The following is a 21,272-nucleotide window of genomic DNA, read 5'->3' as shown; positions in this document are numbered from 1 at the left end:
ACTGTCATAAATCCGACAATTTCGGCTGGTCATTGCCTACAGGCTGGAAAAACCGAGTAAGGCTGCACCATCACGCAAAGCTGCTGACACTTCTGGTGTGTAGCTTTCGCCGTCTTTTTTGTGACACTCGCCTTTGTGCAGGATCAGGGGCGCGTGCAGACGGAAACCTGCCCGCCCACCTTTGCGGGCGCGCAGAATCACCAATTCCGCCGCGCGACCCGGGCGCGCTGACAGCGGCAATATTTCCAACGAACCAAGCTTGTTTGCACATGCATTGATCATATCGGGCAAACGATCCGCTTTTTGGATCATATGAAGGTATCCGCGATGTGACAGCCGTTTTGCGGCGACGGCAATCCATTTATCCAGGGGCGTATCCTCTGCCAGGGCAATACGGCGGCCATCATCGCTGGCCGCGCTGTGTGCCCCCGGCTTGTAGTAGGGCGGGTTCGCGATAACGTGATCGAACTGTCGCTGACGCACGCCCTGCGGCAAATCGCTCAGATCGGCCACAATCACCTCAAGCATCAGGTCGTTCGCGGCCGCATTTCGGCGCGCCAGTTCGGCATAGGCAGGTTGCAGCTCGACACCGGAAAGCTGCAGTTCCGCAACCCGGCGCCCCAGACACAACACCGCTGCCCCTGCGCCGCAGCCAAGCTCCAGAACCGTTTCTCCGGGCCGGGCGGGAACGGATGCGGCCAATAAAACAGGGTCTACACCAGCGCGGTAGCCCGAAACGGGCTGCCACAGGGTCAGACGCCCACCCAGAAACGCATTGCACGTCAGGTCCTCGTCATCAAACGGCTTCATCGCCCCAGCGGGATCTCATTGTCGCGCATCACGCGTTCCGCGCGTGTCAGATCATCGGCCCTTACCATCAGACGGCGCGGGAAGATTCCGATGCCGCCTTCGAGGATGCTCATATTTACGTCCATCTGAAAGCAGTCTATATCCTCGCCTTCAAGAAGAGCGGATGCGAAAGCCAGAATTGTCGGATCGGTGCTGCGCAATAGTTCTTTCATGGGGATGGATGTAAGGGCAAGGTGAGGCAGAAGTCGAGCCTTGTATCAGGAAGTGTGATGAACATCGACACGATCTCGAAACCACATGAGCGACTGGCCGAAATGCTGGCCGCAGAGATGGATGCGGTCAATGCGCTGATTCGAACCCGCATGGCCTCGGACCATGCGCCACGTATTCCCGAGGTTACAGCGCATCTGGTTGAAGCAGGCGGCAAACGCCTGCGTCCGATGCTGACATTGGCAGCGGCACGACTGTTTGGCTATACGGGCGATCATCACGTCAGGCTGGCCGCAACCGTTGAATTCATCCACACAGCGACCTTACTCCATGATGACGTGGTCGATGAAAGCGGTCAGCGACGCGGGCGGCCCACGGCCAATCTGCTTTGGGACAACAAATCCAGTGTTCTGGTCGGTGACTATCTGTTCTCGCGCAGCTTTCAATTGATGGTTGAAACGGGGTCGCTTCGTGTGCTGGACATCCTTGCAAACGCCTCGGCCACGATTGCCGAAGGTGAGGTGCTGCAGATGACGGCTGCCACAGATCTCGGCACCAACGAGGCGATCTATCTGCAGGTTGTGCGCGGCAAGACAGCGGCGCTGTTTTCAGCAGCAACCGAAGTGGGTGGTGTGATCGCCGGCACCTCTGATGCTCAGGTTCGCGCCCTGTTCGACTATGGTGATGCGCTGGGCGTTGCATTTCAGATTGCTGACGATCTGCTGGACTATCAAGGCGACAGCGCCGCCACCGGTAAGAACGTCGGTGATGATTTCCGCGAGCGCAAGCTGACCTTGCCGGTGATCAAGGCCGTCGCACAAGCCACCCCCGAAGAACACGCGTTTTGGGAGCGCACGATTGGTCGGGGCCGTCAGGAAGACGGTGATCTGGATCATGCGTTGAACCTGATGGGCAAGTACGGAACGTTGGACGCCACCCGCGCGGATGCGTTCGGCTGGGCCGACAAGGCCAAAGCATCCCTGGATATCCTTCCCGACCACGAAGTGCGCACCTTGCTGCGCGATCTGGCCGACTACGTCGTCTCGCGGCTCAATTAAGCTGCGTCGCGCGACACCACCAATCGGGATATGCCGCGCCGATCTCATACGCGGCAAAATGTGCGGCCTTGAGGGTCGGATACAACGCAAAACAGGTTGAGCCTGACCCGGACATGCGCGTCAACAGCACGTCCCTGGTCTCTGCCAGTTCATCCAGCACACGCGCCACAGTCGGCGCCAGCGCGGTCGTTGGCGGCTCAAGGTCATTGCGCTGGTTCAGCAACCACGCAGCGCAATCCTGCGCATCCTCAAAGACGGGGACGGTATCGGGCATGGGCGGGTTTTCACGGTTCTGCAGGGCGGAAAACACCGCCCCGGTCGGCACTTCGACACCCGGATTGACCAGCAGAGCGGGCAAGCGCGGCAACGCGACCGGGTCCAACCGATCTCCGATACCGCACATTCGTGTGGCCCGAGCGGTCACGCAAACGGGCACGTCTGCCCCAAGCGACAGGGCGTCATCAGCCGAAACCTTCGCCCCCTGATCAGAGATCATGCGCAATGTGGCGGCGGCGTCGGACGACCCCCCGCCAATTCCGCCACCATGCGGCAGCAGTTTGTCGAGGCCAATATGCCCGGTCCAACCAGCCAGTTCGGCGGCTTTCCAAACCAGGTTTCGGTGATCTGACGGAACACCTTCGGCATGCTCGCCCGAAATCGAGATAGACAGGCAAGACCCTGTTTGGAAGGTCAGAGTGTCACCAATATCCGCGAACACCACCAGAGAATCCAACAGATGATAACCGTCATCCCGGCGGCCTGTGACATGAAGAGTCAGGTTGATCTTGGCGGGCGCAAAACCCTTAACCTTCATTGGCTACCTTCAAAGGTTCCGACCCTTCTTCCGCCAGAACCGCATCCAGCCCGACCTCGATCTTGCGGCGGATGCGATCGGGATCAGCCTCTCCATCGGTATCTTCGGGGTCTATGAAAGACAGGGCGCGCTTCCACTGAAACTCGGCCTCGCGCCAACGCCCAACGGCCCAGTACACATCACCCAGATGGTCGTTGACGACCGGATCAACCGGCATCAGCTCGACCGCACGCTCCATATGCTCGACCGCCTCGTCATAGCGGCCCAGACGGAACAGAACCCAGCCCAGACTGTCGACGATATAACCACTGTCCGGGCGGGCCGCGACGGCGCGTTCGATCATATCAAGCGCCTCGTCCAGCTTTTCTTTCCGTTCGACCAGCGAGTAGCCAAGATAGTTCAGTACCTGAGGCTGATCCGGGTTCAGTTCCAGCGCGCGCCGGAAATCGGCCTCGGCCTGATCCCAGTTTTTCAAGCGTTCATGAGAAATGCCGCGCGCATAATGCAGGAACCAATTTCCGCCGACCCCGTCCTCGGACAAGTTTATCGCCGCGTCATAAGACGCGACAGCAGCGGCGTAATCCTCTTGCTGGCGACGCAGATCGGCCAGCGCCACATGAACGCCCGGCAGATCAGGGCTTTGCGCGGCCAGCGTTTGCAGAACCTCGACTGCGGCATCTTTCTTGCCTGACCGGTTCAGAACTTCGGCCCGACCCAGCTCGGCTGCGTGGTGATCGGTGCTGTCCGCCGGAACCTGCCGGTAAACCTCGACAGCCAGATCGAACTGTTCCAGCGCGTCCAGCAGTTCGGCACTCATGAGGATCGCGTCCACATGATCCGGGCGCAGGAATGTTGTGGCACGGGCATACAGCAAGACATAGTCCTGCGCAGCTTCGGACTGCAGTGCTTCGCCGACCGAAAAGAACACCTCGGCCATACCATCCTGCGCGGATCCGACATGTGTGAACGGCAAGGTCGCGCCTTCGGACAGGCGTGCGACATAGCTTTCGATCGTCGGGTCTCGACCGGCGACAAAGACATCATCCAGGAATTGCTGCGCGTCCGCGTTGCGATCCAGCTGTGACAGGATTTCCACCCGCGCCAGAGCCGCGCGGCGTGAAAACCGGCCTACCGCGTTGTTGTTGGCCGACAGAATGGCCTCGGCCCCTTCGAAATCACCAATCGATGCCAGCGCCATCGCCTTGTGATACAGCGCAAAATCCCTAAGCCCGTCTTGCGTGGAAACCGTGTCAAACTGCTCCATCGCCTTCGAGACCGCGCCCTGCCCCATATGGGCCCACGCAGTCATCAAGCCATCGACCAAAGGACCGACGCCCTGGGATTCCAGATCACGGGCCAGAAGTGCATCCAGATCACCATCCGAAACCAGCGAGGCCGCAATGACCATGCGCGCAGCCTGGCTTGGCAAACCGCGGTCTTCGATCTCTTCGGCGACCGGCAGCGCCCGCGCGACATCGCCAAGCGCCAGGCGGGCCACGACGACGCTTTCAAGCAATTTGGCGTTTTCGGGATTCGCCCTTAGCGCCTGAGTGTAATACCGCTCGGCCGCCGGGTAATCGCTTGAATAAATCGCCTGACGCCCGGCCAGATAGGACCCCGCGCCGGTATCCGCCGCCAGCGGAAGCGCAAATGAAGAGCTGATGAGCACGGCCAGCGCCGCGCGACGAACCAGGGAAATCACCGATATCCTGCCTTGCTGTCGTTATCTTTGTGACAAGCTAGGGCTTTGGTGGGTCAGAGGCAATGCCAGAGCCTTCACGACGCTGCCATTGCCCGGGTTTTTGCTTACATGTTGGGATAGTTCGGCCCGTCACCGCCCTGCGGTGTCGTCCAGGTGATGTTCTGGCTGGGATCCTTGATATCGCAGGTTTTGCAGTGGACGCAGTTCTGGAAGTTGATGACGAATCGCGGCCCGTTCTCATCCTCGACCATCTCGTAGACGCCCGCCGGGCAGTACCGCTGCGCCGGTTCGTCAAACTTGGGCAGGTTCACTTTGACCGGTATATCCGGGTCGCCCAATTTCAGGTGGCAAGGCTGACTTTCTTCGTGATTGGTCGCTGCGAAGGACACGTTGGTCAGGCGGTCGAAGGACAACACGCCGTCTGGTTTTGGATAATCGATAGGCTGGTGCTTGCTGGCATCCTCAGTCGACTCGGCGTCGTTTTTGCCGTGACCAACCGTGCCAAAGAAAGAAAAGCCCAGCGTGTTGGTCCACATGTCCAGACCACCCAGCATCAGCGAGGCTGTCAGGCCCCACTTCGACCAGATCGGTTTCACGTTGCGCACCTTTTTCAGGTCAGCACCAATCGCGCCGTTGCGCACATCGGTTTCATAATCGGTCAGTTCGTCACCCGAACGGTCGGCCTTGATCGCGTCAAAGGCGGCTTCGGCCGCGGCTTTGCCCGACAGCATGGCGTTGTGGTTGCCCTTGATGCGCGGAACGTTGACCATGCCCGCCGAGCAGCCCAGCAGAGCCACGCCCGGCGCGACCAGCTTGGGCATCGACTGATAGCCGCCCTCGGTAATCGCGCGCGCGCCATACGCCACGCGCTTGCCGCCTTTCAGCAGATCGGCCACCATAGGATGGTGCTTGAAGCGCTGGAATTCCATGTAGGGATACAGGTGCGGGTTCTTGTAGTTCAGGTGAACCACGAAGCCGACATAGACCTGATTGTTTTCAAGGTGGTAGATAAACGACCCGCCACCTGCGTTGCTGCCCAAAGGCCAGCCCATGGTGTGCGTGACCGAGCCCTCTTTGTGCTTGGCCGGGTCGATCTCCCAGATCTCTTTCATGCCGATGCCGTATTTCTGCGGCTCTTTGCCAGCAGACAGGTCGTATTTGGCGATGACTTCCTTGGACAGCGAGCCACGCACGCCTTCCGACAGGAAGACGTATTTGCCGTGCAACTCCATGCCCGGTTCTGTGTTGGGGCCGTAGGAGCCGTCCGCTTCCAGACCGAACACGCCCGCAACAACCCCTTTGACCTCGCCGTTCTCGCCATACACCATCTCGGAACAGGCCATGCCGGGGAAGATTTCCACGCCCAGCTCCTCGGCCTGTTCGGCCATCCAGCGGCAGACATTGCCCATCGAGACGATGTAGTTGCCATGGTTGTTCATCAGCGGCGGCATCGGCGCATTGGGAATGCGGATCTGACCGGCCTCGCCCAGCATATAGAAGTTGTCTTCGTTCACCGGCGTATTCAGCGGAGCGCCTTTTTTCTTCCAGTCCGGGATCAGCGCATCCAGCCCACAGGGGTCCAGCACCGCGCCCGACAGGATATGCGCGCCCACTTCCGAGCCCTTTTCCAGAACCACGACGTTCAGGTCGGCATCCAGCTGTTTCAGACGGATGGCCGCAGACAGGCCCGCGGGGCCAGCGCCCACGATCACCACGTCATATTCCATCGCTTCGCGTTCAATCTCGGCCATCGCGGGCTCCTTAGCTAACTTTCCGAATTGGCGCTTTCACTGCGTGGTCGGCGCAATATTGTTTCACGGCTGATTACATGGTCTGAAAGAGCTTGGTCAATCGAAACACGGCGTAACAATGCCGCTATTCGACACATCAAGCCTCTGGCGCATCACCCATGAGGTATCTGGGACCGCTGCCATGGGATTTGGCCCGGTCATCGGGGTTGTAAAGCCTGCATTTGGGCAGGCTGAGGCACCCGCAGCCGATGCAGCCATCCAGATTGTCGCGCAGACGCATCAGAGTATCGATTCGCTGATCCAGATGCGCGCGCAGATTGACGCTGATCGCCTTCCAGTCCTGCGGCGTGGGGGTGCGGTTGCCCGGCAGACCGGACAGAACCTCTCGGATTTCCGGCAGGGTCAGGCCAAACTGCTGGGCGATCATGACAAAGCTCAGCCGCCTGATATCCGCCCGCTGATAGCGCCGTTGCCCGCCCGCATTGCGCCATGGCGCGATCAGACCCTGCGCCTCGTAATACCGGATCGCCGACACCGCCAGCCCGGTGCGCCGCGCCAATGCGCCAATTGCAAGCCCTTCGGAAACTGCCATGAGACCCTCGCAAATATTCCTTGACCTAAAGTTAGGTTTAGAAATTACGGTGAGTCGGGACAAGCCTCAATTCACAAAGGAGTTCCCATGATGGCGACGCTTGAACACACCAATTTCACCGTCCGCGACCCCAAAGCCTCGGCCGCGTGGATGGAAAAGGTCTTTGACTGGAAAACCCGCTGGGAAGGCCCGGCCATCGCGGGCGGCTATACCGTGCATGTCGGCGGGCCGCACACCTACCTTGCGCTGTATAATCCCGGCGACCCCAAGCCGCTGACCAACAGCAGTTATGACGTTGTCGGCGGGTTGAACCATGTGGGCGTTCTGGTCGAGGATCTGGATGCCACCGAGGCGAAGGTCAAAGAGGCCGGGTTCGAGCCGCATAATCACGCCGATTACGAGCCGGGCCGCCGGTTCTACTTCCGCGATGACAATGGCATCGAGTTCGAGGTGGTTCAGTATGATTGAACTGCTCTGGCTGGGGTCCGAAGCCCATCGCTGGCGGCGCGGCGACCTGCTGGGATCGCGCCACAGGCGAGAGCTGCCGCCGCCGAAGCGGCGCTAAGTTGCAGGTTGCGCCATTACGCGCGCCTGCCCCCTTGCAATTCACGCCTCATTTAGGTCAGGTAATTGCCGACCCATCATTCGCCCCGACGCTGATTTCTGGCGGCGGGGCGTCACAGTTTATGCGTGGACGACAAGACTATGGAAAAAATCCCCATGACGCCTGCGGGCAATGCCGCGCTTGAGGCGGAGCTGAAAAACCTGAAATCCGTCGAGCGCCCGGCGATTATCGAGGCAATTGCCTCGGCCCGTGAACTTGGCGACCTGAAGGAAAACGCCGAATATCACTCGGCCCGTGAAAAGCAGGGCTTTATCGAAGGTCGCATCAAAGAGCTTGAGGGCGTGCTGTCGCTCGTTGATGTGATCGATCCGACCAAGCTGTCGGGTGCGGTGAAATTCGGGGCCAAGGTCACGCTGGTCGATGAAGACACCGACGAGGAAAAGACCTGGCAGATTGTCGGTGAATATGAGGCCAATATCGAAGCGGGCCTTCTGAACATCAAATCACCCATCGCCCGCGCCCTCATCGGCAAGGAAGAAGGCGACAGTGTCGAGGTGCGCACGCCCGGCGGCGTGCGGTCCTATGAAATTCTAAGTATCGAATACGCCTGATCGGAGCGTTTGGCATGTCGGATTCCACTCCGGAACCAGACTCGGAAAAACCGACCTCGCTGGGCATCTATGATCGCCCGGACAAGCAAGCTGTGACCGAGATTGAGATCGTGGCCGTTGTGCTCAGCGTGATCTGGCTGCTTGTCTCGGTGGTTTTTCTGGTCATTCCCGGCCAGACGCAGGGCGGCGGGCTGATTGTTACATTTCTGGCCGTGTTCATGCCCGTGGCCATGATCTGGGTTGCAGCCATCGCGATGCGAACCAGCAGGGTCATGCGCGAGGAAAGCGCCCGCTTGCAGACCGCCATCGACGCGATCCGGCATACATATGTCACCCAGCAACAGCGCGCAGCCAGTGCTTATGAACCCGCTGTGGGCAAAAAATTGGATGAAATCGCAAAATCGGCCAAAAAGACCGAAAGCGCACTGGCGACCTTTTCCTCGAACCGGACCGAGCCCGCGCGCGCGTCGGCACCGACCGGAACCGGGGCTCAGCCGTCACTTGAACTTGGAACCCCGGCCGAAGATATCGCGCCGCCCCTGCCGACCGATATCTTCATTCGCGCCCTCAACTTCCCCGAGACGCAGGATGATGCGGAAGGGTTCGACGCCCTGCGGCTGGCGCTAAAGGACCGCAAGGCGGCCAAGCTGGTGCAGGCCTCTCAGGACGTTCTGACCCTGCTCAGCCAGGAGGGGATATACATGGATGATCTGCGTCCAGATATGGCCCGGCCCGAGATCTGGCGTCAGTTCGCCCAGGGCGAGCGTGGCCGGGCTGTGGCTGCCCTGGGTGGAATTCGCGACCGGTCGTCACTGGCCCTGACGGCGGCCCGCATGAAACAGGATCCAATCTTCAAAGACGCGGCGCATCATTTCTTGCGGCAGTTCGACCACATGATCGTGGATTTCGAACCCGAGGCCAGCGACAGCGACCTTTCCGCATTGGGCGAGACGCGCACAGCGCGGGCTTTCATGCTGGTCGGTCGCGTCGCGGGTACGTTCGACTAAAGTCCGAAACTTCCATATGGGATGAATCGGACCATATCGCCCGGTTCTATATGGCGCGCGCCATCTTCGATCTCGACAAGACCTTCGGCCCAGCTGAGCCCGCTGATCCGGCCCGACCCTTCCGAGGCAAACACCTCGGCCCGGCCATCACGCATGCGGGCGCGCAGGTATTCGCGCCGCCCCGGTTTCTTGCGTTTTTCAAAGGCGGCGGGCAGATCAAACCCTTGTGGTGCCTGCCAGCCTTCGCCAGCCAAAAGTCCCAAGGCCGGGCGGGCAAAAATGAGCGTACAGACAAGTGCGGCAACCGGGTTGCCCGGCAGACCGAACACAGGCTTACCTTGCCACATGCCCAGCGCCAGAGGCCGTCCGGGTTTCAGGGCGATCCGCCATTCCTGCATCGCGCCCGCCGCGCGCAACAGGGCTGAGACATGGTCTTCGTCCCCTGCAGATGCGCCACCGCTGGTCAGGATCACATTCGCCTTTTGCGCCGCCTGATCCAACCGGTCGCGCAGGGCGGCGCGATCATCCGGAACACGCCCCAGATCGACCGGCTGAAAGCCCATGCGACCGATCAGTGACAGCAACATCGGGCGGTTGGCATCGTATATCTGACCGGGCCCGGCACTGTCTCCCGGCTCTATCAGTTCGTCTCCGGTCGACAACACCGCCACGCGCAACGTTTCGCGCACCGGAACCTCGGAAACACCAATGGCTGACAGCAAAGCCAGATCGGGCGGTGTCAACCTGCGCCCGGCAGGCAATGCAAGCGCACCAGCGGCCACATCCTCGCCTGCGCGGCGCGTATTGGCCCCTTTCTTTAGGGGGCCGTTAAAGGCGATCTGCCCATCCTCAGCGGTCACATCTTCCTGCAGAATGACCGTATCGACCCCTTCGGGCAGCGCTGCGCCAGTAAGCACGCGAAGCGCGAATCCGGCGGGCACAAAGCCCTCGAACGGGATACCTGCCGCCGCGCGGCCATCCATCACTGGCATCAGATGCGGCCCGTCATGCACAGGCCCGGCGAAGCCATATCCATCCACAGCCGTGTTGGGTTGCGGCGGGTTGGACCGCCTAGCATGGATATCCTGCGCCAAGATCCGATCTGCCGCAAGCGCAACCGGAACCGTTTCAACCACAGTTACCGCCGTCAACCGATCCCGCAACAACGCCAATGCGTCATCTACGGGCGTCCAGTCCACGCCCGCAGGCAGGGCAAAGCAGTCATTGCGCAACGGGGGCGGAGAAATCTCTGACTTGTTCTGCATCACGCCAAATATCCACCCTTCTTCCTGCGCGCTGACATCCAGATAGGCGTTCAGGTCAGCCTTGGCCATCTTTGCCAGAGACACCGCCACCTGTTCAACCTGCCACGCATCTTTGATCTGCCCCTTCGGGGCTGTACCCAGATCGAGTGACGGCCAGATCTCGACAAAGGAGACCGACGTCTCCAGCGGCTCGAACGGCCAGACCGAGACCTGACCGGGAAAGGCGCGGCGCAGTCTTGCCAGCACTGCGATGCCGGTCATGACCTGACCTCCGACCGCGCCTGCCCCGCCCATCTGCCAGCAAGTGAAACTGCCCCTGGCAGCGGGCAGGGTTTCGACCTCCCGGCGCTCTGGAAACGGGTTTTCGTAATCTGCTTTCGTCGAAGGCAAACCGTCAATGTCACGGCGCAGACCATTGAACCAGAACGGGCCCTTGCCACCGAACATCCGGTTGATTTCACCCGCCAGGTCAAAGCGGTTATTGGCTGCGGGACTATCCTCGATCCGTGCCTCGAACCAATCCCAAAGGGTCAGGGGATCGTCCGACCCGGTCAGCGCACGTGCGAATCCTTTCGGATAACCGAACGGAAAGTCGAACCCCAGACAAAGGCGTCGGCCCGCAGCCAGCTCATCCTCAATCAGATCCTGCAGCCAGCGTTCCGCGACCTGCCGGTTGCGCAGGTACTCGGGCCCGATCATGACGCCGGGACGCATGACACATCCCCAGATCGCATCCTTGCGCGGACGTATCCCCGTGTCATTTCCACCGGACCAGTCGACCATCGCAAAGGTGTCAAACATCCTTACAGGCCGGTTTCGCGCAGAATGAAATCCGCGATGGCGGCTGTGTCGTCCAGATCGAACACCGGGCGGTCCAACTGCAGCGGCGTATCACTGGCCACCGCCCGGATGGTGGCGTTGTCCGTGGCGATCAACGGATTGCCGGTTTCGGCCCGAAACGCTTCGATCTTTGGATGCGCCTCGCGTTTGAAGCCTTCGATCAGCACCAGATCAACCGGAGATAACCGAGCAAGCAGCGCGGCCAAAGACGGCTCGGGCGCACCGCGCAACTCCTGCATGATGGCAACCCGCTGGCCCGAGGCCAAAAGCACCTCGGACGCGCCGGCGATACGATGGCGATAGCTGTCTGTGCCCGGCTGATCGACGTCGACACCATGATGCGCGTGTTTGAGGGTTGAGACTGTTAGCCCACGACCAGCGATCTCGGTCACCAACCGCTCCATCAGGCCGGTTTTGCCCGCATTTTTCCAACCCGTGACGCCGTAAAGCCTCATGCCAGCTCCAACAGGTCTTCGGCGCGCGCCAGATCGTCCGGCGTGTTGACGTTAAAGAAAGGATCAAACGGCTCGGCCGAAAACAACGCCTCGCGCCCGTCATGTTGGTCCGTCCACAGAACCACCTTACGCAACCCGTCATTCAGGGCCGCCCGCAAATCATCGCGCAGCGCAACAGGCCAGAGGCCAAAGGTCGGATGCCGATTGACCCGCTTGCCACCCCCTGATTTCAGCGCCTCATCCCCGGTGCGCGGTGAGGTGGCCAGCACAAGCGGATGGGCTTGCCCCTTTGCTGCATCGGTCAATCGCACCACCAGATCGCGCGGAAAGAACGGCGTGTCTGCGGCGGCAGTGACAATGCTGTCCGCACCCTTCTCGGCGGCCCAGTCCAAACCCGCCAGCACTCCGGCCAAAGGGCCCGCGAAGCCTTCGATCGTATCGGGCAGGATCGGCAGGTTCAGGTCAGAGAACCGCGCAGGTTCGCCATTGGCGTTCAGCGCCAGCCCACCCACCTGAGGCGCGAGCCGGTCGATTACATGTGCCATCAGGCTCTGCCCGCCGATTTGCAGCAGCCCTTTGTCGCCGCCGCCCATCCGGGTCGCCAAGCCGCCTGCGAGGATCACTCCTAGTGGATTGGTCGTGGGCATGTCATCTCCATGGGACGGGTCTTAAAATTATCAGATAGAGCATGACGCTGATAATGGACAGATAAAGAAATTCGACGGCTAAAAAACTCAATCCAACAATACCCAGCCCAACAAAGATCATGCTTAGAAACCACCACAGACGGGCTGACCTGATTGCCGAAGAAGCGTCTTTCGGCGTTTCAGGAATTGGAGGTGCTCCCCAGATCAGAAGGCGAAAAAATAGTCTTGAACGCCTGCAGCTCTTTGAGACTCCCATTGGAACAGGCATGGGGTTTTCTGCTGGAAAGTCATAATTTCGAAGCTCGATTATGTGTTTGGCATACATAAGCTGAAGATACTGACTGAGCCCATTCCAAACCTTCCAAAATACCAACAAACAAAAGAAACCTGAACCAATCCACGTAAAAGCAGCAATCACGATCCACCACGGGTCAATCAATGTTTGGCACTCTTACGTCGATGTTTCTTGTCCTCAACCGCCACACTGTCCGGGTCAATATCGCGCAGCAGACGGTCCTCGCCGGACAGGCAAACAAACCGTTGACCACGCATTCGGCCAATTAGAGTCAGACCGACCTCACGCGCGATCTCGACGCCCCAGGCGGTGAAACCCGACCGCGACGCCAGCACCGGAATACCCATCATGGCTGTCTTGATCACCATCTCGGATGTCAACCGCCCGGTGGTGTAAAGGATTTTGTCCTCTGCCCTTTCACCCTCGGACAGCATCCAGCCTGCGATCTTGTCGACTGCGTTGTGGCGGCCCACGTCCTCCATATAAACCAGCGGTCGGTTTTTGCGGCACAGTACCGTGCCGTGGATGGCCCCTGCCTCAAGGTACAGCGACGGCGTCCGGTTGATCTTGGCCGCAAGGTCATAGAGCCACGAAGTCCGTACCTGCACCTGCGGCAGGCGCACATTCTCAAGCCCCTCCATCATGTCACCAAACACCGTGCCCACGGCGCAGCCGCTGGTGCGGGTTTTTTTCTTGAGCTTGTCTTCGTAGGAAGTTTCGCGTTCGGTACGCACGACAACAGTTTCAAGATCATCGTCATAATCGACACGCGTGATCTGGTCATCCGCCAGCAACATCCCCTGATTGCGCAGGAACCCCAGCGCCAGATATTCAGGATAATCGCCGATGGTCATCGCGGTCACGATCTCCTGAGAATTGAGGAAAATCGTCAGCGGACGCTCTTCGACCACCGAGATCTGGCTGACCTCTCCATTCTGGTCGACGCCCTCAACTGCGCGGGTCAAACGCACTGCGCCCGGATCAGGAGCGATGATGTAGTCCGAAAGGTTCAGTTCCGTGGCCAATTGCAACCCTTTCCCAAGACCGCTACTGCTGCGGGCAACACCATAGGATCTAGACATGGCAGACACCACATCCAAGTCATACTTCTGGAAGGGTTTTCGCGACGGGACGCCTTTTGTCGTTGTCGCTGTTCCTTTTGGTCTGCTGTTCGGCGTCTTCGCCACCGAGGCCGGGCTGAATGTAGCCCAGACCATCGCCTTTTCCGCCACGGTCTTTGCGGGTGCTGCGCAATTTACCGCGTTGCAATTGCTGCAGGATAACACGCCGACCGCCATTGTGCTGGTTTCGGCGTTGGCCGTTAATTTGCGCGTGGCGATGTATTCCGCCTCGCTGACACCTTACCTTGGGGCCGCGCCGCTGTGGCAGAGGGCTTGTGCCGCGTATTTGATCGTGGATCAATCTTACGCCTGCTCGATCGTTCAGTTCGAAAAAGAACGGAAGATGACAGTCCCGCAGCGGATGGCCTATTTCTTTGGTGCAATCACCCCGCTTACGCCGACATGGATGCTTGCCACCTATATCGGCGCGGTGCTGGGTGCGCAGATCCCGGAAAGCTGGGCGCTGGATTTTGCACTGCCGATCACATTTCTGGCCATGATCGGCCCGATGATGCGGACGCTCGCGCATGTGGTCGCGGCCTTTGTCGCCATCAGCGTCGCGCTGCTGACCGTGGCCGTCCCGTTCAATCTCGGCCTGCTGATCGCCGGAGCCGCAGGTATGATCGCAGGGGCTCAGGCGGAGTTGATGATGGAGCGCAGAAAACCATGACGCAGATCGACCCCATCACTTTGTGGATCGTCATCGCGGGGCTTGCGCTCGGCAGCTATGCCCTGCGCTTTACCTTTATTGGTCTGGTCGGTGACCGTCCGATGCCCCCGTGGCTGCTGCGGCATTTGCGTTACACGGCGGTGGCTATCATCCCGGCCCTCATCGCGCCTCTGGTCGTCTGGCCGACGGCCACCGACGGGCAACCTGATGCCCCACGGATGGTCGCGGCTGCCGTGGCGCTGGCGGTCGGAGTGACAACAAAAAACGTGATCGCCGCGATTCTCACCGGGGCAGCGACGCTTTACGGGCTCCTGTTCTTATTGGGTTGAGACCGTTTCCAGCTGATTCAGACGCGCATTGTTGGCCGCCAGACCCTTCTGAAGGTCGGCATCGTCATTCTCGCGGTATTCAGTCGTGACAACACCCGGTAACTGGCCAAACTGATCGGACAGCTTGACCGGGTAGAATGTCACGTCAATCTCTTCAAAGCCCGGCACCTGACGCAGGATGCCGGCAGTCGAATTTGCGCAGAACGCACTGGCCACCGGGCCGGATTGTTTGGCCAGCTGCAGCGCGATCTCGGCCTGCTGCGGCGTCACCTCGATGGTCTGGATGCGGGCATAGTGGGTCTCGCGCGCGTGGCTGCTGCGATAGGCGCGTTCCACATTTGGCGTGATCCCATACAGAACATCATCCCGGATTGGCACGACATCCGCCCGGAATGAGCCTGCGGGGTCAAAGATCACCCGTTCGCTGCCACTGATCATCAGCGAAGTGTGCGCGCCCGATCCTGTGCGGGTGTTGATCATCGTGTACAGCGTCAGGGTCGATGGCCCCGGGTCACGATAGGACCGGGCCACGATCTCGGCCTGATCAGATTGAGGGCGCTGTGACCCGGTGCAGCCCGCCACCAATACGGCCAGCAGGCAGGCAATGACAATCCTGAACACGGGTGAACCTCGTCCGTTTTAAGACGCGAACACCGCCAGGAAGACGCAGAGGAAGAAGATCGCCACCACGCACCACGTGGTGAATTTGACGAACCCGTCAAAGGTTTTGGTTTGAACGGTGATGTCCATCTCGCCGTGCTTGTGTTCAGCCATGTGTCACAGATTCCCAATTCGCGTGTTTGAGATGTTGGATAATCGAAATTCGCAGGCCTGTCACCACGTCATTCGCGCGCAGGTGGCGTCGTAGCAAAGACCGAACAGCCCGGATAGCCGAACCCCCATCGCCAGGGCAATCCGCTGCATGGGCCACCACCGAATCGAACCGCCATATACATCGCCTCGGCCGTGATAGAATGGACGGACCGGATTTGTTCGGGCGTCATGTCATAACGCACGGCGTATTCGTCGGCATGGGTCTTGCCATGGTCCTTAACGCAAGACCGCAGCGCATCGTCCGCCGCCAGACGGGCGTCGAAACTGTCGTCGGGTTGATGCACGCCACCTGCATTGTGATAGGCCTGGTCGTGGGTCACGCAGCAATATTCCCAAGGCGGATGCGCCTCATATAAATCCGCCAGCTTCGGGAACGTTTCCGCCACCAGACGCCAGCTGGACGACAACCCGCCCGAACACCCGTCGGTTTCAAACGGCGCAAGCGCGGCCCCTGTGCTTTGCGCCACAAGCGCCCGGTGTGCGGGCAGTTCCACCACACGCATAACCTCTTGCGCGGTGGCGGGCACAGCAAGCCAAACTATGGCAAGAGACAGGTTAAGGGCTCGCATCGCGCATTTCCTTAGGGTCCATGGACATGCCGAACCGGGTCGCCAGCCATAACAACAGTCGTTCCGCAGGCCCCATCTGAGCGCGGACCCGCAGCACTTCGTTGGCCATTGCCGGGCGGTCCGTGATCAGCCCGTCGACGCCCATCGACGCCATGGCGGACATCTGCAGCGGGTCATTCACCGTCCAGACATAGATATCCTTGCCCGCCGCCTGAATTGAGCGCACCAACCCCGGTGACGCCATCGCAGCGTTGACGGCCACAAAATCGCCTTCCAACCCCGACAAATCCCCAACTGCCGTCGCCGCCAAAACACCTGCCCGCCATTCCGGGCGCAGCTTTTTCATCTTCTGCACCGCCGGGTATTTCAGCGACATCGTCGCGATGTCGTCCTGCATTTCAAACTCTTCGACCAGCTCGGCGACGCGGTTTTCCAGATCGATGTCATGGCCATAATATTTCAGCTCGATGATAACCTTGGAACGTCCCTTGGCCGCCGCCAAAACCTCACGCAGTGTGGGCGTACGCTGATCGGCATATTCCGGATCGAACCAGCTGCCGATATCGATCTCGGCCACATCCGCCATGGTGGCGTCCCAAACTTTCAGCGGCACACCTGCCAGCTTCATGAAATCACTATCATGGGCCACGATCACTACGTCATCCGCTGACTCCTGCACATCGATTTCAACCCAATCTGCGCCATCTTCCATCGCTTTCAGGATCGCAGCCATGGTGTTTTCCGGCCGCAATGCGGCAGCACCACGATGGCCGATCACTTCGGCCCGGTCCGGCGCCTGCACCCGCTGCAACATGTGCTGCCCAACCCAGAGCCCGATCAGTACGGCAACAGCCGTAACCCCTACGGTCAGGAAAAGAGGCATCCGCAGCGATCCGGGCTCGGGATGCGCAGGCTCTGCGGTTTGAATATCGAAGAAACCGTCCAGCAATACCGCCAGCGCGCCTAGTGCGACTGCTGCCAGAACCAGCCCCCCCAAAGACCAGAGCCCCGCCACACCCAGGCTGTAGATCAACGCCAGACGCAGATGCGTCGCCCCCTGCAACGGAACCAGATCGAACAAAAGCCCTGCAGCCGCGGCGAGCAACGTGGCAATCGCGAGCCGCATGGCCAGCCAAAGCCCCAGCTGGATCTTGAGGCGCCCGCGTTTGCCCTCCATCCGTTGCGCGCTGATGCTGAACGCATGCGCGGGGTGGACGGTTTCAAACAGCACCAGATGCAGCGACAACGCCCAGGCCGACAATTGCCGGATCAGCACCCAGGCCATCACCAGAAGCACCGCACCGATCAGCGCGACAGCAACCCAGAATGACGGCGGGTGGAAGGTCAGGTAATAGTTGATGTCATACTCGGTCAGTGTCCACCACGCGATCACGGCGCTGACGACGGCGAAGGGCAGGATCAGGAGCAAAACGCGCAGCACAAAACGCGCCGCAAAACCGAACAGAGCGGGCAAGCGAGATAAGATCAGGCCGATCGCCGCACTTCCGGCGCGCCAGGGATCGCTCTCGCCCATACGCAAAGATCCGGCCATGACCGAAAACACAAAGACTTCGGCCAGGAGGAAAATACTGAGGGTCGTTATTGCGGCGATGAACCCGACAGGCGACAGGATGAAGGCTGCGATGTCCTGATCCGTCAAAGCAGTCTGATCGGACAATGACACGGCGAGGTTCACGGTGATCGCCACACCGGGCGCGATCAGCGCAATCAGCAGGAACCGAACGGCAACGTAGATGGGCACAAAAACGCGGCGACGGGTCCAAGCGCCCCGGTATGCGGTTGTAACGGCAGAAAAAACGGTCACATCGTGCCCCCTTGAATGATCAATTCATTCAAGGCCGTGAAATTCGGAATTGCAAGTCAGGTCATCAGCTTTCTTCCAGATCAGCCGCCAATCGGAACCCGATGCGGTTGGCTGGTTTATCCTCGACCGTTTTGGGCAATGCCCGCAACATCACGTTCAGCTGGCTGACATGCTGAACCAGCTGTGTCCGCGCACCCGTCGCATCCGATCCGAAGAAGGTGATTACATCCGGATCGAAATAGCCCATCCCTTCGATCCGCATCACACCGGCATCACCGCCGGTGAAGCCCATGGCAACCTCTTGATCACCATCCAGTGTTTTTTCAAAGTTCTGGATGTAGAGGATCAAACGTTCATAAGCCCATTGTGCCGGGCTTTTGGACTCGACTGGCTGTTGCAGTGCGCCCGGCAGCTCTTTGTTGCCGGATTGCGTTTCGGGGTTTGCGTGAACCTCATAGCATCGCGGCAGCGCTGCTGATTCAGCGGCTTCGGCCGAGGTTTCGATCTTGTCCATGGCTTTACCCTTTGCGTTGAAACGCCCACGCCCCGTCCGCGCGCCGCGTCCGGGTGACAACACCAATGTGGTAAAGGTGGTTCAGATGTGCAACCGCCTCGACCAGCGCCAGGCCATATTCGCCCTCGCCGATCTGGCGTTTGAACAAAGGGGCAAAGCAGCCTGCTGCGGTCTTCGGGACATCCAGAAAGTCGCGCAGACGATCCAGCGCACCGTGATGATTCTCGATCAACTGCTTCATACGCAGAGGCAGGCCGGTGAAGGGCAGCTTGTGTCCGCCCAGCGCCAGATGCTCTGGCCGAGCCAGCCCTTTCAGGCGTTCACAGGCTTCCAGCCATTCCGCAACCGGATCTGCCATGGGTTCGGTGACATAGACGCCAAGATTGGGACTGATCGAACTTAGAATCTGGTCGCCGGTCAGCACCAGATGATCATCGCGGCTCCAGAAGGTCGCGTGTTCGGGCGCGTGACCATTGCCGATATGCACATCCCAATCGCGCCCGCCCATACGGAGCACGCTGCCTTGTTTGATCCGGGTAAAGCCCAACGGCATCGGATAGACCATGTCGGCAAAATTGAAAGGCCGCTCGGACTGGCGCTTGGCCAGGACTTCGGGGGCCATCCCGGCGCTACGGTAATAACCCAGCGTTTCCTGCGGCCAGGTGTCCTGCACATCCAGCGTCAGCATGCGTGCAAACAGCCAGGCAGTCCGGGTTGTGATCAGCTCGGCCCCGTGTTCCGACTGAAACCAACCTGCATTGCCAACATGATCGGGGTGGTGGTGAGTAACCACAACGCGTGACACAGGTTTGCCCGCCAAGGGCCCCGCCATCAGCGTTTCCCAGATCGCACGAGTCTTTTTCGATGAAAATCCGGTGTCTATTACCGTCCAGCCGTCGCCATCATCCAGCGCATAGACATTGACATGATCCAGCGCCATGGGCAGCGGCAGGCGCATCCACAGTACGCCGTCGGCGATTTCGATCGCCTCGCCCGGTGCCGGAGGTTCCGGCCACGGGTAACGGATCGTCAGAGATGCGTCGCCATCCATCACGCGACAAGCTCATCAGGGCTGAGGGCATAAATATCCTCGGCCCCGTTCTGCGCCTGAACCAGCAAGCCGGAATATTCCGGCAGCAATGCGTTGATGTAGTACCGCGCCAGCTTGAATCGGGCACCCTCGGGTTCGACCAGCGCCGCTTTGAGGTGATAGTGCGCCCCCAGAACCCGGGCGAAGGCTTTCAGATATGGCAATGCTCCCGCGAAACGCGTGTTCATGTCAGATTGCGACACAAGCCATTCCGTGACCTCGCGCAGGCTCTCGGTTGCTTCCCACACGGGACCGGCCAGTTCCGGCATGGTTGCCCGGGCCTGCTCGGCGTGATCCTCGATTTCATCCAAAAGATTCGAGGCCGCCTCACCCCCATCCATCATCTTGCGCGCCACCAGATCCATGGCTTGAATGCCATTGGTGCCTTCATAAATCGCCGTCACACGCACATCGCGATAATACTGCGCAGCACCGGTTTCCTCGATAAAGCCCATGCCGCCATGGACCTGAACGCCCTCTTCCGAGACGCGCATTCCGGTTTGCGTACCAAAGACCTTCCCAATCGGCGTCAGAAGCGCCGCACGCGCCACCCATTCAGGATCACCCGTCGCATCAGCCATGTCGATCGCCGCCGCATTGGCCAGCATGATGGCGCGTGCCGCAAAGGTGTCAGCGCGCATTCCCATCAGCATCCGTCGCACATCGGCATGATCGATGATGGTGCCCGAGGGCGTCTTGCCCTGCTTGCGCTCCAGCGCATAGGCAAGCGCGTGCTGATAGGCCCCTTCGGCGGCCCCGACGCCCTGCCCGCCCACGCCAAGACGTGCATTGTTCATCATGGTGAACATCGCCGCCATACCGCCGTGTTCTTCCCCGACAAGCCAGCCCCTGGCGCCATCGTACTGCATGACGCAGGTCGGCGATCCGTGCAGGCCCATCTTGTGTTCAAGCGAAACCACTTTCAGATCATTGGCCACACCGGGGTTGCCATGTTCATCCGGCAGGTATTTGGGCACCAGAAACAGCGAAATACCCTTGGTGCCGGGCACGCCATCGGGCAGCCGGGCCAGAACCAGATGGCAGACATTTTCGGTAAAATCGTTATCGCCCCAGGAAATATAGATCTTCTGGCCGGAAACAGCATAGGTGCCATCACCGTTTGGTTCTGCTTTTGACGTCAAAGCACCCACATCCGACCCGGCCTGTGGTTCAGTCAGGTTCATCGTGCCCGACCATTCACCCGCCATCATCTTGGGCAGATAAAGCGCTTTCAGCTCATCGCTTGCATGATGCTCCAGCGCTTCGATCTGACCCTGAGACATCAGCGGGGCCAGTTGCAGGGACAGGCAGGCGGCGCTCATCATCTCATTGACGGCCGTGGTCAGGGTCATCGGCAGACCCATGCCACCATATTCGGGATCACCGCTCATCGCGATCCAACCGCCTTCGGCAATCGCTTTCCAACCTTCGGCATATCCCGGAGAGGTCCTGAGAACGCCATTTTCAAGCCGCGCGGGTTCAAGATCGCCGGGACGCTGTAGCGGGGCCATCACCTCTTCGCACATCTTGCCCGCTTCGGTCAGGATCGCGCTGACCACATCCGCGCTTGCCTCCGAGAATTTTTCCGTGGCGGCGATCCGGTCAAAGTCGACGGCGTGGCGGAACAGAAATTCATAATCGGTAATAGGCGCGCGATAGGGCATGATTTTCCTTAAGGCTGTCTTGGTCAGCGGGCGC

24 protein-coding genes are annotated in these 21,272 nt (G+C 59.9%); 6 read left to right on the top strand and 18 right to left on the bottom strand.

Translation table 11 applies throughout. The features are described 5' to 3' along the window. Window positions 1-36: 36 nt before the first annotated feature. Together ACRZ9X_RS09730 and ACRZ9X_RS09725 are read right to left on the bottom strand one after the other, a co-directional pair. Window positions 37-810 (bottom strand): tRNA1(Val) (adenine(37)-N6)-methyltransferase, encoded by a 774-nt coding sequence (locus ACRZ9X_RS09730; protein WP_480518232.1) that lies wholly within the window; start codon window positions 808-810, stop codon window positions 37-39. Further along, window positions 807-1,022: a putative signal transducing protein gene (locus ACRZ9X_RS09725; RefSeq protein WP_037316655.1), complete on the bottom strand. Its 216-nt coding sequence runs from the start codon at window positions 1,020-1,022 to the stop codon at window positions 807-809. Before ACRZ9X_RS09725 ends, ACRZ9X_RS09730 begins: the two co-directional genes overlap by 4 nt. 57 nt (window positions 1,023-1,079) lie before the next feature. Here ACRZ9X_RS09725 and ACRZ9X_RS09720 point away from each other — a divergent pair, with 57 nt between their 5' ends. After that, the gene (locus ACRZ9X_RS09720; RefSeq protein ID WP_480518230.1) at window positions 1,080-2,078 is read left to right on the top strand and encodes a polyprenyl synthetase family protein; all 999 of its coding nucleotides are present in this window, start codon (window positions 1,080-1,082) and stop codon (window positions 2,076-2,078) included. On the opposite strand, the gene ACRZ9X_RS09715 is transcribed toward ACRZ9X_RS09720, so the two are convergent. From ACRZ9X_RS09715 to soxR, 4 genes are all read right to left on the bottom strand, one after another. After that, on the bottom strand, window positions 2,071-2,892 hold the full coding sequence (locus ACRZ9X_RS09715) for a 4-(cytidine 5'-diphospho)-2-C-methyl-D-erythritol kinase (protein WP_480518228.1): 822 nt from the start codon (window positions 2,890-2,892) through the stop codon (window positions 2,071-2,073). The genes ACRZ9X_RS09720 and ACRZ9X_RS09715 overlap by 8 nt on opposite strands. Then, on the bottom strand, window positions 2,882-4,594 hold the full coding sequence (locus ACRZ9X_RS09710) for a tetratricopeptide repeat protein (RefSeq protein WP_480518226.1): 1,713 nt from the start codon (window positions 4,592-4,594) through the stop codon (window positions 2,882-2,884). The genes ACRZ9X_RS09715 and ACRZ9X_RS09710 overlap by 11 nt, the downstream gene beginning before the upstream one ends. A 104-nt stretch (window positions 4,595-4,698) precedes the next feature. Beyond that, a complete protein-coding gene (locus tag ACRZ9X_RS09705; protein ID WP_480518224.1) occupies window positions 4,699-6,345 on the bottom strand; it encodes an electron transfer flavoprotein-ubiquinone oxidoreductase in 1,647 nt (548 codons plus the stop codon). A 136-nt stretch (window positions 6,346-6,481) separates the two neighbouring features. After that, the gene (gene soxR, locus ACRZ9X_RS09700; protein WP_480518222.1) at window positions 6,482-6,937 is read right to left on the bottom strand and encodes a redox-sensitive transcriptional activator SoxR; all 456 of its coding nucleotides are present in this window, start codon (window positions 6,935-6,937) and stop codon (window positions 6,482-6,484) included. Between the two features lie 87 nt (window positions 6,938-7,024). Between soxR and ACRZ9X_RS09695 the strand changes: the two genes are divergently transcribed. From ACRZ9X_RS09695 to ACRZ9X_RS09685, 3 genes are all read left to right on the top strand, one after another. Beyond that, a complete protein-coding gene (locus ACRZ9X_RS09695) occupies window positions 7,025-7,405 on the top strand; it encodes a VOC family protein (RefSeq protein ID WP_480518220.1) in 381 nt (126 codons plus the stop codon). 237 nt (window positions 7,406-7,642) lie between these two features. Continuing rightward, a complete protein-coding gene (gene greA, locus ACRZ9X_RS09690) occupies window positions 7,643-8,113 on the top strand; it encodes a transcription elongation factor GreA (RefSeq protein WP_480518218.1) in 471 nt (156 codons plus the stop codon). 14 nt (window positions 8,114-8,127) lie between these two features. After that, window positions 8,128-9,120 carry a hypothetical protein gene (locus ACRZ9X_RS09685; protein ID WP_480518216.1) on the top strand — a complete coding sequence of 331 codons (993 nt, stop codon included), beginning with the start codon at window positions 8,128-8,130 and terminating at the stop codon, window positions 9,118-9,120. Here the strand turns inward: ACRZ9X_RS09685 and ACRZ9X_RS09680 are convergent. From ACRZ9X_RS09680 to fdhD, 5 genes are read right to left on the bottom strand one after another with little or no spacing between them, the layout of a single operon-like run. Next, complete coding sequence (locus ACRZ9X_RS09680; protein ID WP_480518214.1) at window positions 9,117-11,186, bottom strand: molybdopterin-binding protein; 2,070 nt, start codon at window positions 11,184-11,186, stop codon at window positions 9,117-9,119. The genes ACRZ9X_RS09685 and ACRZ9X_RS09680 overlap by 4 nt on opposite strands. Window positions 11,187-11,188: 2 nt before the next feature. Beyond that, window positions 11,189-11,680: a molybdopterin-guanine dinucleotide biosynthesis protein B gene (gene mobB / locus ACRZ9X_RS09675; RefSeq protein ID WP_480518212.1), complete on the bottom strand. Its 492-nt coding sequence runs from the start codon at window positions 11,678-11,680 to the stop codon at window positions 11,189-11,191. Next, window positions 11,677-12,327, bottom strand: coding sequence for a molybdenum cofactor guanylyltransferase MobA (gene mobA, locus ACRZ9X_RS09670; RefSeq protein WP_480518210.1), 651 nt, complete (start codon window positions 12,325-12,327; stop codon window positions 11,677-11,679). Before mobA ends, mobB begins: the two co-directional genes overlap by 4 nt. A gap of 1 nt (window position 12,328) precedes the next feature. Then, window positions 12,329-12,766: a hypothetical protein gene (locus ACRZ9X_RS09665; RefSeq protein WP_480518208.1), complete on the bottom strand. Its 438-nt coding sequence runs from the start codon at window positions 12,764-12,766 to the stop codon at window positions 12,329-12,331. After that, window positions 12,763-13,704 (bottom strand): formate dehydrogenase accessory sulfurtransferase FdhD, encoded by a 942-nt coding sequence (gene fdhD, locus ACRZ9X_RS09660; RefSeq protein ID WP_480518206.1) that lies wholly within the window; start codon window positions 13,702-13,704, stop codon window positions 12,763-12,765. Before fdhD ends, ACRZ9X_RS09665 begins: the two co-directional genes overlap by 4 nt. Between fdhD and ACRZ9X_RS09655 the strand changes: the two genes are divergently transcribed. Further along, complete coding sequence (locus ACRZ9X_RS09655) at window positions 13,703-14,413, top strand: AzlC family ABC transporter permease (RefSeq protein ID WP_480518204.1); 711 nt, start codon at window positions 13,703-13,705, stop codon at window positions 14,411-14,413. The genes fdhD and ACRZ9X_RS09655 overlap by 2 nt on opposite strands. Then, the gene (locus ACRZ9X_RS09650) at window positions 14,410-14,742 is read left to right on the top strand and encodes an AzlD domain-containing protein (protein ID WP_480518203.1); all 333 of its coding nucleotides are present in this window, start codon (window positions 14,410-14,412) and stop codon (window positions 14,740-14,742) included. The genes ACRZ9X_RS09655 and ACRZ9X_RS09650 overlap by 4 nt, the downstream gene beginning before the upstream one ends. Here the strand turns inward: ACRZ9X_RS09650 and ACRZ9X_RS09645 are convergent. From ACRZ9X_RS09645 to ACRZ9X_RS09615, 7 genes are all read right to left on the bottom strand, one after another. Further along, the gene (locus tag ACRZ9X_RS09645) at window positions 14,731-15,363 is read right to left on the bottom strand and encodes a hypothetical protein (RefSeq protein ID WP_480518201.1); all 633 of its coding nucleotides are present in this window, start codon (window positions 15,361-15,363) and stop codon (window positions 14,731-14,733) included. The two genes, ACRZ9X_RS09650 and ACRZ9X_RS09645, sit on opposite strands and share 12 nt — an antisense overlap. A gap of 18 nt (window positions 15,364-15,381) precedes the next feature. Beyond that, on the bottom strand, window positions 15,382-15,516 hold the full coding sequence (locus ACRZ9X_RS09640; protein ID WP_480518199.1) for an aa3-type cytochrome c oxidase subunit IV: 135 nt from the start codon (window positions 15,514-15,516) through the stop codon (window positions 15,382-15,384). A 68-nt stretch (window positions 15,517-15,584) separates the two neighbouring features. After that, window positions 15,585-16,145, bottom strand: a complete 561-nt coding sequence (locus ACRZ9X_RS09635; protein WP_480518197.1) for a hypothetical protein — start codon at window positions 16,143-16,145, stop codon at window positions 15,585-15,587. Then, on the bottom strand, window positions 16,132-17,970 hold the full coding sequence (locus ACRZ9X_RS09630) for a glycerophosphodiester phosphodiesterase family protein (RefSeq protein ID WP_480518195.1): 1,839 nt from the start codon (window positions 17,968-17,970) through the stop codon (window positions 16,132-16,134). The genes ACRZ9X_RS09635 and ACRZ9X_RS09630 overlap by 14 nt, the downstream gene beginning before the upstream one ends. A gap of 64 nt (window positions 17,971-18,034) precedes the next feature. Further along, complete coding sequence (locus ACRZ9X_RS09625; protein ID WP_480518193.1) at window positions 18,035-18,484, bottom strand: DUF6173 family protein; 450 nt, start codon at window positions 18,482-18,484, stop codon at window positions 18,035-18,037. A gap of 4 nt (window positions 18,485-18,488) precedes the next feature. Beyond that, window positions 18,489-19,535 carry an MBL fold metallo-hydrolase gene (locus ACRZ9X_RS09620; RefSeq protein WP_480518635.1) on the bottom strand — a complete coding sequence of 349 codons (1,047 nt, stop codon included), beginning with the start codon at window positions 19,533-19,535 and terminating at the stop codon, window positions 18,489-18,491. Beyond that, a complete protein-coding gene (locus ACRZ9X_RS09615) occupies window positions 19,535-21,238 on the bottom strand; it encodes an acyl-CoA dehydrogenase family protein (protein WP_480518191.1) in 1,704 nt (567 codons plus the stop codon). Before ACRZ9X_RS09615 ends, ACRZ9X_RS09620 begins: the two co-directional genes overlap by 1 nt. Between the last annotated feature and the right edge of the window lie 34 nt (window positions 21,239-21,272).

Source organism: Ruegeria sp. AL1 (assembly GCF_056540905.1).
Note: the sequence above shows the minus strand (reverse complement) of the source record. Positions and strands in the feature narration are given on the sequence as shown.